The organism is Cellulomonas sp., from assembly GCF_015234515.1.
In the GTDB taxonomy this organism is placed as follows: Bacteria; Actinomycetota; Actinomycetes; order Actinomycetales; family Cellulomonadaceae; genus Cellulomonas.
The window spans coordinates 45,107-55,480 of the sequence record NZ_JADGMY010000004.1 but is presented as its reverse complement, the minus strand read 5'-3'; the positions used below and the strand labels follow the sequence as shown (position 1 = coordinate 55,480).

Genomic DNA, 10,374 nt, shown 5'->3' with positions numbered 1-10,374 from the left:
CGACGTAGACGTGCACCCCGATGGGGGCCGTCGTGTCCGGGTCGAGCGCCCAGCCGCCCACGGTGATGCTCGTGGGCGTGGTCCGGATCGTGTCGAGCGAGCCGATCGGCGGGTGCCCGACCTGCACGGTGCGGCACGTGAGCACCGGGTTCGGTCCGGTGGGCTGGTTGATGAGGTACAGGCAGACGGAGCGGCGGCCCTGCTCGGCGGGGATCGTCACGTCGAACCCGTGGGCGTCCCCCTTGCCGTAGGCCCGCCCGACGTCGGGCCGCGAACGGTCGGCCGTCAGTGCACGGGCGGCCTTGCCGTCGACGTAGACGTGCACCCCGATGGGGGCCGTCGTGTCCGGGTCGAGCGCCCAGCCACGCAGGGAGATGGTCGTCGGCGTCGTGGAGATCGCGTCCAGCACGCCGACGGGTGCCGCGTTGCTGACGGTCACGAGCGCGCAGCCGAGCACGACGTCCGCGCCGGAGCCCCGGTTGACCGCGGTGACGCACACGACGTGCCTGCCGTTGGCGGCCGTGATCCGCGCGTCGAAGCCGTGGCGCGACCCCACGCCGTAGGCGGCGGCGACATCGGGCCGGGCGCGGTCGGCGGCGATGTCGGAGACCTTGCCACCGACGGACACGCGGATCGTCAGCGACGCGTCGGTCTCGGGGTCGAAGGCCCAGCCGCGCACGGTGATGCCGGAGCCGCCCTGGTAGGCGTCGACGACGCCGCGCGGGGAGGCCGCGACCGCGGCGTTCGCCAGCTGGGCGACGCGTGCGCGGATCTGGGCCAGACGGTCGTAGAGGTACTGGCCGGGACACGTCGTGGTCGCGGCGTCGCGGTGCGCGTAGATCGTCGGGAACGACACCACGGTGCCCGCGGGGAAGCGTGACGCACCGCCGCCGGACACCATCGTCACGTTGGTGCCTGCGGTGATGCGGTGGACCGAGAACTTCCAGGCGATGAGCTGGCTGATGGCCTCCACCATCGCGTCGGGGGCCCCGGTGGTCGCGAAGTTACCGATCGCGGACACCCCGATCGTCCGGCTGTTGAAGCCGCCGGTGTGCACACCGACCACGGTGCTCGTCACGCCGCCGGCGCGTCCCTCGAAGGTCCGGCCGAACCGGTCCACGAGGAAGTTGTAGCCGATGTCGCACCAGCCCCGGCCGCCGGCCGCTTCCGGACGCGTGTGGTACGAGTAGATGCCGCGGATGATCCCGGCAACGGCGTCGGCGGAGTAGTCGTTCGCCGAGGCGGTGTGGTGCACGGCGGCCGAGACCATCGAGTTGGAGTAGTCGGGCGTGCAGCCGCGCAGCGACTCGTCCGCGCCCCAGCCGGCGCGGCTGATGATGGCGGGGCGCGCGGGGGCGGCCGCCGCGAGCACCGCGGCGTCGCGTACGGCGGCGTCACTCGCCCTGCCGGCGCCGGTGCTCGCCCCGACGGTCGCGCGCGCGTCGACCGTGGCCTCGCCGGGGTCGACCAGGACCGCCTTGAGCCCCGTGACCCTGCCGCTGCCCGCCTCGGCCCAGACCTGGAGGCCGTCGGCGCCGGCGGTGACGACGGCGTCCGTCCCGTCACGCGCACCCGCCTCGGCATCCGGGGTGCCGAGGTCCGGGGCGATGTCCGACGCCGACACGCCGACCCACTCCGACCAGCTGCCCGCCTCCCGGACCCGGTAGCGCACGACCACGTCGTCGAGGCCCGGCTCGTCCTGCCACGTGAGCCCGAGCACGGTGAACGGCGCGGTGTCGAGCGGTGCGGTCAGGACATCCGGAGTGGGCGTCGTGCCGGCACCGGCGGTCGGCGACGGCGACGGCGACGGCGCCGTGACGTCGGGGCTCGGCGCGGCGCCACGCGGCGCGGCCGACGGGCTCGCCGCAGGCTCGGAGGGGGCGGCCGGGGCGGTGGGCTCGGCGTCGGTCGCCGACGTGCGGGGCTCGTCGTCCTCGGTCGGCGTCGCGGCGAGGGCGGTGCGGACGACCCGCCCTCCCTCGCCCGACGAAGCGGTCGACCCGGCGTCGTCGACGGTCGCGTCCTGGCTCGCTGTCGCCGGTTCCGCCTCCTCCGCGAGCGGCACGTCCTCGGGGTCGGGGAGCGAGCTCACGAGGTCCGAGCGCACGCCGACGAGGTCGAGCTCCGTGACGTCGACCGAGCCGTCCGCCTCGGTCGCCGCGGTCGCGGCGGACCCCGGCAGGACGACGAGGGACGTGGCGAGGGCGGCGCTCAGCAGGACGGCGGCGGCGCGGCGAGGGTCGGACATGGGTGTCTCCTGTGCTCGGGCGTTAAGTCGAGGGGACCACGGACACCGGTCGGGCGCGCGGCCGACACGCCCGGTTCGACCGCTTCGACGGACGTGCGCGACGGCGCGTGCGCGGTCTGCCCCCTCCGTCCCGGGCGGCTCAGCTCCTCGCCGGCCGGCCCTCGTCGCCCCGGGCCCGGAACCGCCGCACGGCGAGCGTGACACCTGCGGCGAGCAGGACGACCACGCCGGCCGTGGTCGTCCAGAGGCCCGTGACCAGGCCGGGCGGCGCGTACGTGAGCTCGACCGTGTGCTGTCCGGCGCTGATCTCGACGCCCGAGAGCGCGTGGTCGACCCCGATGAGCTCGACCGGCCGGCCGTCGACGCGGGCGTGCCAGCCGGGCCGCCGGGCGTCGGCGACGACGAGCACACCGTCACCGTCGGCGGCCACGTCGAGCACGATCCGGTCGTCGTCCTGCAGGACGCGCACGACCCCGCGCGAACCGGCGGTCGGCGTGGTGGCGGGCGGCACGTCGAGGACGGCTTCGTCGTCGTCCAGGTGACCCCCCGCGAGCAGCGCGACCCGCGACTCCGGGTCGTCCTCCACCACGACCTCGGACGCCCAGCGGAACCGGGGGAGCGCGGTCGTGCGCTCGTAGACGGTCGCGTCGCCCGTGTGGACGACGACGAGGTCGTCGTCGGCACGGACCACGTTCGTCGCCCACCGGCCCTGGCGGTCGGTCTGCAGGGTGACGGTGGCGTCGTCGACACGCAGCCGCACGCGGAGCGGCCCCTCCTCGTCCACCGACGGCAGTGCCATCCACACGCTCCCGGGGTGGGCGAACCCGCGGGTCACCTGCGCGGTCCGGGCGACGACGCGATCGTCGTCGTCGACCAGCTCGAGCACGAGGGTGCCCTCCTGGCCGGACGCGAAGACGAGGCCCATCACCAGGTCGACGCGGACGCCCCGGACCGGGCCGTCCAGCTCCGCCGACGTGGCCCACTCACCCTGGAGGAGCGGTGCGTCGCCCCGCGGGCGACTCGTGCGCTCGAGGTCCCCGAGCAGCTCCGCCCCGGGCTCCACCACGGCGTAGCGCGCGGCGAGACGGTCGAGGGCGGGGGAGCCCAGGGCCTCCGAGGTCATCGTGGAGTAGGTGTCGCTGCGCATGGCGTCGGGGTCTGCCGACTCCAGGAGCGCGCGCCACTCCTCCGTGTGGAACGCGTGCCCCGTCGCGGACCGCAGCCCGTACGCGGTGCTGCTCCCCGGCAGCATCGTCAGTCCCGTGCTGGTGAAGCGGTCGCTCCCGAGCCGGTCGCGCAGGACCTCGTGCGTCGGCGTCTCGGGGTAGAAGGTGCTCACGGGCGATCGGGGCCACCACGCGTGAGCGACCTGGCCCGCCTGCACGGCCATGAGCAGGGGCAGGCACACCGCGGCCGCGACAGCCCAGGACCGACGGGAGGTGCGCAGCGCGACGAGCAGCAGCGTCACGGCGACGGCGAGAAGGACGACACCGACGACGAGACCCGTCCACGCAGCGCCGACCTGCTCGTGCGGTGCAGCCCGCAGCGCACGCACGACCGCGACCGCCAGGGCCACGGCGGCGGCACCGCCGAGTACCCACGCGGTGGCGGGGACGGGGCGACGGGTGGGCCGGGGGACGGTCTCGTGGTCGTCCGAGCGGGCGTCCGCCTGCGGCACGTCGGTCGAGCGTGCCCGGACCGACCGGACGAGGCGTTCCATCCCGTAGGCGGCGCACACGGCCGCGACCAGTCCCAGGAGCCCTCGCACGCGGCCGACGTAGTTGACGTCGAAGCCGGGCAGCCGTTGCACGAGGCCCAGCGCCAGTCCGGAGTAGACGACGGCCACGCAGGCGGCACCGCCCGTCGCCGCCGTGACGAGCGGCCACGAGAGCGCCCGGCGGGAGCGGACGGCGAGGGCGAGGACGACGAGCACCAGCGTCACGGCGCCGACGTACGACAGCCGCTCGACCGGGTTGCGCGAGCCGCCCCACAGCGGGTCGTCGACAGCCCCGAGGACGTCGGGGGCGAAGGTCGTCGCGAGCGCCGACCAGTCGAGGTGCATCTCCGGGGACTGCAGGCGGCGGTCCAGGCTGACGGCGCTGGTCGTGTTGAGGGCGAAGGGGATCAGCTGCCACGCCGACAGGGCGGCTCCGAGCAGTGCGCCGCTCGTCGCCACAGCAACCGACCGCAGCCACTCGCGCAGCGCCGCCCGGGCGTGCCACAGGCGCACGACCACCAGGACGAGCGACGCGTACGCCCCGTGCAGCAGCACCGCGGGAAACCCGCCGAGCAGCATCGCGGCGATCACGGCGCCCAGGGGCAGCGCGTCGCGCCACCGGCGGTGCTCGACAGCACGGTCGACGGCCCACAGCAGCAGCGGCAGGAGCACGGCGACACGCGTCTGCGGCCAACCGGTCCAGGCGATCATGAACCCGCTCGACAGGAAGGCGAGGCTGCCGACGGCCCACGAGGCCGGCCCGAGGCCGAGCCGCCGGAGCAGCAGCACCATCCCGCCCACGCCGACGGCGATCTCGAGGAGCTTCACCAGGCCGGGCGCGTACACGTCCGGCACGAGGAGCCAGGGGAGCGTCAGTGGCGAGAACATGGAGGAGTCGGGCAGCGACCCCAACGGGCTGCCCCCCGCGACGTACGGGTTCCACCACGGCATGTCGCCCTCGAGCAGCGCGTGCTTGAGCAGCAGCAGCCGCGGGATGACGGAGTCGACGGTGTCGGCGGGCCACGGGTTCCGTGCGGGGGTGTCGGCCAGGACGCCGTCCCACGGCGCGTACGCGCCCAGCATGTCGGTCGCGGCGAACACCGTCCGGCCGAGCAGCGCGGAGCCGACACCGACGACGACGAACAGGGCGAGCCCGCACCAGGCGGCGGCCGTGACGAGCGTGACGCCACGCGACGCGGGGTCCTGCAGGGCACGGACGGCTCGCTCCACGGCCCGTCCACCGGAGCGGCGCACGGAACGGATCACGCCGACGAGCGGTCGTACGGATCGATCAGGGGTGCCGCCCGACCTCACGGACGAACCTCGCGCACCGAGACGCGGCACTGCTCGATCGGGGCGCCGGCGACGTCGGAGCAGGTCGTCAGCGCCGTGAACGTCGCGAGCGGCGTACCGAGCGCCGTGAGGTCGGGATCGGCACCCGCCACAGGTGTGAACTGCAGGTGGTACCGGATCCCTGCATCGCGGACCTGCTGCCGGAAGGACGGGTCCGTGAGGTCGTACCCCTGGTCGGCCCGGCCGAAGACGCGGGCGTCGAGGTAGTAGGCCAGCCGAAGTGTCGCCCGGTAGTTGCTCCCGAGGATCGCGGAGCCCGCCGGCACGAACGGACGCATCTCACCGGCGAGGCGCGCGATGTCGGGGGGCTGCGACGCGGCCAGGGCGTGGGTGACACCGCGGGCCTTGCCGCCGACGCTGAACGGCGCACGCACCCCGGCCCCGTGCTCCCACGCCGCCGTCAGCGGGATGAGCAGGGCGAGTATCGCGGCGGCGGTGCGGACGACGAGGCCGCGGCCGGCCACGAACCGCTGCCATAGGGCAGGCAGCGCGCTGTACGCCGCCAGGGAGGACAGGGTGAGCAGGGGCCAGTAGTAGCGGGCGTTCCCGCCCTGCGTCGCGGCGGTGGTGACGCCGGCGTAGCCGAGGAAGTACACCCAGCCGGTGAGGACGAGCGCGAGGGTCGTCCGGCGCAGCCGTGCCTCGCCCGCTCGCGAGAGCACGAGCGCCGCGGTGGCGAGCGCCAGCACCGGGACGGTCCAGGGAGCGAAGCTGCGGATCCGTTCGAGGTAGTACGGGAAGGCCAGCAGCCGCTGCTCGACGTAGTAGGTGAGGCGGTCGCGCACCGTCAGCTGCTGCGTCTCCTGCCCGCCGCCGTCCGACCCGCCGCCGGTCCGTACCTGGAACGTCCGGTCCTCGCCGAACGAGATCGCGTGCTCGTTCGGTGGCGCCCACAGCACCGGCTCGCGCGCGGCCGCGCCGCCGGTCGGGTCGACCTTCGCGCTCATGTTGACGGCGAAGGACGAGCCGATCGTGGCCTCGCCGTACTTCCACGACAGGACGGCGGCCCAGGGTGCCGCGAGCAGGCCGGCGACGAGCACCGCCAGGCCGGCCGCAGCGGCCACCTGGCGTCGTGCCGTGCGGTCACGCAGCCGCAGCACGAGCCAGGCCGCGAGCACGACGACGACGACGGGCACGAGGAAGAGCTTGGTGACGTACCCGAGCGTGCACGTGGCGCCGAGCAGCACGGCGTGCCGTCGGACGTGGCGACCCGTCGCGAGGGACTCGTCGAAGCGCGCGAGGACGAGGGCGAACAGGGTCGTCCAGCTCACGACGAGGACGTCGGGCGTGAGCGACCGGACGTTGGCGAGGTAGAAGACCGCGGCGGTCGCCATGAACAGCAGGGTAGGCACGCTGCGGCCGTGCGTCGCCCACCACACCAGCGCGCCGCCGGCCGCGAGGCCCAGGGAGGCGCCCACGGCGGAGACGGCGACGATCGCGACGACGCCGTCGACGCCGAGTGCGATCAAGGGCGCCGCCAGCCAGCTGATCAACGGCGACCAGTACGCGTTCACGGCGGAGCCGAAGAGCCCCGACGCGTACTGCCGCGCGATCGAGATGTACGAGATGCCGTCGATGTTGTTGAGGTCGTGGCGTGCGCGCACCGTCGCGACCGCGAGCAGAGCGGAGGTCACGGCCCACAGGACGGCGGGGGCGGCCGGCACGCGGTCGACCGTTGCCCGCAGCCGACGCGCCGCCCCGGCAGCCACCGCCCCGGGCGTCGGGGCGGTCACGAACCGTCTCCCGTGGTGCCCGAGGACGCGGGGACCGTGCGCGGCGCGCCGCCCCGCGGGCGCAGCGCTGCGGCGCAGGCCAGGAAGAGGACGTCCACGGCCACGCTCCACAACCGCGTCAGTACCGTCACGACGACGGCGGCCTCGAGCGGCATGAGCGCGCTGAGGAACAGAGCCTGCACACCTTCGCGGACGCCCAGCCCTCCTGGCGCGAAGACGGCCAGCATGCTCACGGCGGACGCGATGCTGGCGGCGCCCACGACGTACGCCAGGTCGCTCCACGGCAGGTCGGAGTACACCGCGCGGGCCAGCAGGTAGTACGAGGCGCCGGTCAGCAGCGTGCCGAGCACGTACAGTCCGCCCCCGCTGAGGACCAGCGACCAGGTTGGGCGGTCCTCAGCGGGCAGCCGCCGGCGGGCGAGGCGATAGGCGAGGTCCAGCAGGCGACGCAGAACGGGAGGTGCCAGCGCCAGGAGGCACACGCCGGCGGCGACGGCGGACAGCACCGTCGCACGGCCCCCCAACGCGTCGAGGCGCGGGTCCAGGGCCAGCAGCGCGAGGCCGACCAGCAGCGTCGAGATGAGCTGCAGCGCGGCCTCGAGGGTGCCGCTCACGGCGAGCTTCGACCGGCTCACGCCGTGCTGAGCCGCGAAGTAGACCTTGCCGACGATCCAGGTGCCGGCGCCCAGCACGTACCGACCCAGCCACGCCTTGGCGTAGACGTACGAGAGCTCGCGTGCCGACCGGTGCACGTCGCGCGCGCCCAGGCGTCTCAGCAGGTGCAGCCAGACCAGCGCGCCCCAGTACCGGAACCCGAGCGCGAGCACCGTCGCGGCGGCCAGGGGGGCGGCGGAGAGGTGCAGCCCCTCCAGCTGGGCCCAGTCGATCCGGACGAGGTAGACGGCCACCGCGACCACGACGACGGCACTGAAGCCGATCTGGATCCAGGTGCGCGACGTCATCCGCCGACGGCTCACAGCCCTGCGTCCGTGCGTGTGATGAACGGGGCCACGAGCGCCTCGTAGTGCCGCTTCGCGAGCCGCTCCCACGAGAACTCGTGCGACAGCTCGAGCCCTCGGAGCGCGAGCTGCTCGCGCTGCTCGGGAGGCATCGCGGTCAGCCGCACGAGCGCGGCTGCGAGCCCGGCAGCGTCGCGCTGCTCCACGAGCAGCCCCGTGCGGCCGTCCTGCAGGATGTCGTCGGCGCCGCTCTGGCGGGTCGCGATGCACGGCAGGCCGTAGGAGAGGCCTTCGAGGAGGACGACCGGCAGGCCCTCCATGTCGCCGTTCGAAGCGACGACCGACGGGACGACGAGAGTGTCGGCCGCTCGGTACCACGCCTCCTTGTCCTCGCCCGTGGCGTAGCCGGCGAACGTGACGCGGTCAGCGAGGCCGAGAGCGTCGGCCAGCGCGACGAGCTCGTCGAGCAGCGGTCCGTCGCCCACGACGACGAGCCGCCAGGTGCCCAGGTCGTCGCGGACGGCGGCGAGCGCGTCGAGCAGGTAGGGCAGGCCCTTCTTCTCGACGAGACGCCCGACGAACAGCAGCACCTGCTCGTCCGGAGCCGCCTGGATCCGTGCGCGCGCACGCTCGCGGATCGTCCCGTCGTGCACCCGCGCGGGCAGGTTGGTGCCCATCGGGATGATGTGGATCGGCACGCCGCAGGTGTCGTCCTCGTCGAACCGTCGCAGTCGCGCGAGCGTCTGCGAGGAGACCGCGGACGCTGCGGCGGCCCGCCGCAGGGTCGAACGCACGACGAGGCGTCCCAGGACCGGCAGCCGGTGCCAGACGTCGACGTCGGAGGCGTGCGTGGTGAAGACGAAGGGGATCCCCGTCAGCCTCGAGACCCACGACGCGACGATGGCCTGCGGTGTGAACCAGTGTGCGTAGACGACGACAGGGCGCGTCCGTCGCGCCTCGCGCAGCGCTGTCACGAACTCGCCGAGGAAGAGGAACGGGACCGCGACGTACAGCCACGGGTTCCGTTGCAGCGCGGGCATGATGCCGCGTCCGGCGAGCACCTCGCCCGACCGGGGCCAGAAGTAGTGGAAGCGGATCTCCTCGAAGCCTGCGTGCCGCGTCCGGTCCTGGGTCGCGGAGCGCCGGTCGTGCGGAGCCACCACGCGGATCACGAGCTCGGGGTACTCCTCGGAGAGGGCGACCACCTGGTCGTGCACGAACGCCGGGACAGGGTCCTGGGCGTGGGTGGGGAACGTGGACGCCAGGACCAGGACGGATGGTCCCCGCCGCGGCTCAGCCCTGTCCATGGACCAGATCGGCGAACCGCGCGCGGTCGGCGTCGGTGAGCGCCCGCGTGTTGACGTACGTCAGCCGGCCGGCGCGACGCAGCAGGGACTCGATGACGTCGAGCTCGAGGCGGGTGAACCTCTCGTCGAACGTCGCGTCGCCCGACACGAGGTCGCGCATCGAGTCGTTGAGGTCGGCCGACCGTGCCACCTCCGCGGCGAGCTCGCGGGCGTTGTCGTCGCCGACGTCGACCGTCGTGGTGGCCGGGCCGTCCTTCCGGAGGAAGCCGATGCCCCCGACCGGCGCGGCGCTGCCGAAGACGTCACCGGGGAAGATCTCGTCCGCGTGGATGCGCGTCGAGATGAGGAACTCGGTCCGCAGCACGCGCTCGAGGACGAACCGGATGGCGTTCTTCCCGTACACCGCCGCGCGGTAGCGCAGCGGGATGCGCGCGCCGACCAGGCTGCGGACGTTGTACGTGAAGATGTGGAGCGGCCGCGGGTACGGGTGGACGATGCCCGACGTCGTGTCGACGAACAGCAGGTCGTCGCCCAGGAACCGGAACCCCTGCGCGAGCAGCGCGATGCTCAGCGTGGTCTTGCCCGTGCCGCCGTAGGCGGGCAGGGCGATCGCCTCGCCGTCCTTGGTGACGCCCGCCGCGTGCATGAACAGGACGCCGCTGTGCAGCAACTTGTAGTACATGACGGGTTCGAGCACCTGGGCCTGGAGGAACACGCCAATCGCGTTCATGTAGACGCGGTCGACCCAGTGCCGACCGAAGTAGATGTCGACCTGGTCGGTCTCCAGGCCGCGAACGAGCGTCCGGTACGTGAACAGCCGCTTGTACCGCGTGTGCCGGACGATGTCGCCGGGCCGTGCGTCCGGGAGGTCGTCGACGACGTGGACCCGGATCGTGGCGGCGGTCGCCGCTGCCGGGTCGCCCTGCGCGATGCGCAGGTACTCATTGTCGAAATATCGCCGATAACCGCGGTGGCGGGTGTTCAGCTCTACGGTCAGAAATCCGTAGAAGTTGTACCTCTTCACTGCTGCTTCCCACCTGTCCTGCCGGCTGCGCGT

Annotated in this window: 6 protein-coding genes; all 6 read right to left on the bottom strand. The window is 73.7% G+C overall.

Annotated elements, in window-relative coordinates; genetic code table 11:
* Positions 1 to 2,248 (bottom strand): N-acetylmuramoyl-L-alanine amidase (locus IR158_RS01145; protein ID WP_291808396.1); only part of this gene is annotated, 2,248 nt, incomplete at its 3' end.
* A 139-nt stretch (positions 2,249 to 2,387) separates the two neighbouring features.
* Positions 2,388 to 5,195 (bottom strand): YfhO family protein, encoded by a 2,808-nt coding sequence (locus IR158_RS01140; RefSeq protein WP_291808393.1) that lies wholly within the window; start codon positions 5,193 to 5,195, stop codon positions 2,388 to 2,390.
* A gap of 80 nt (positions 5,196 to 5,275) precedes the next feature.
* A complete protein-coding gene (locus IR158_RS01135) occupies positions 5,276 to 7,051 on the bottom strand; it encodes a hypothetical protein (protein WP_291808390.1) in 1,776 nt (591 codons plus the stop codon).
* Entirely contained in the window at positions 7,048 to 8,013 is a 966-nt protein-coding gene (locus IR158_RS01130) for a lysylphosphatidylglycerol synthase domain-containing protein (RefSeq protein ID WP_291808387.1), read from the bottom strand. The genes IR158_RS01135 and IR158_RS01130 overlap by 4 nt, the downstream gene beginning before the upstream one ends.
* 11 nt (positions 8,014 to 8,024) lie before the next feature.
* Entirely contained in the window at positions 8,025 to 9,317 is a 1,293-nt protein-coding gene (locus tag IR158_RS01125) for a glycosyltransferase (RefSeq protein ID WP_291808385.1), read from the bottom strand.
* Positions 9,304 to 10,341 (bottom strand): hypothetical protein, encoded by a 1,038-nt coding sequence (locus tag IR158_RS01120; protein ID WP_291808382.1) that lies wholly within the window; start codon positions 10,339 to 10,341, stop codon positions 9,304 to 9,306. Before IR158_RS01120 ends, IR158_RS01125 begins: the two co-directional genes overlap by 14 nt.
* Positions 10,342 to 10,374: the final 33 nt, after the last annotated feature.

What these genes read in the sequence shown, in the direction of transcription:
- IR158_RS01125 (WP_291808385.1), bottom strand. Translation starts at nt 9,317, where the DNA reads ATGGACAGGGCTGAGCCGCGGCGGGGACCATCCGTCCTGGTCCTGGCG.
- IR158_RS01130 (WP_291808387.1), bottom strand. Translation starts at nt 8,013, where the DNA reads ATGACGTCGCGCACCTGGATCCAGATCGGCTTCAGTGCCGTCGTCGTG.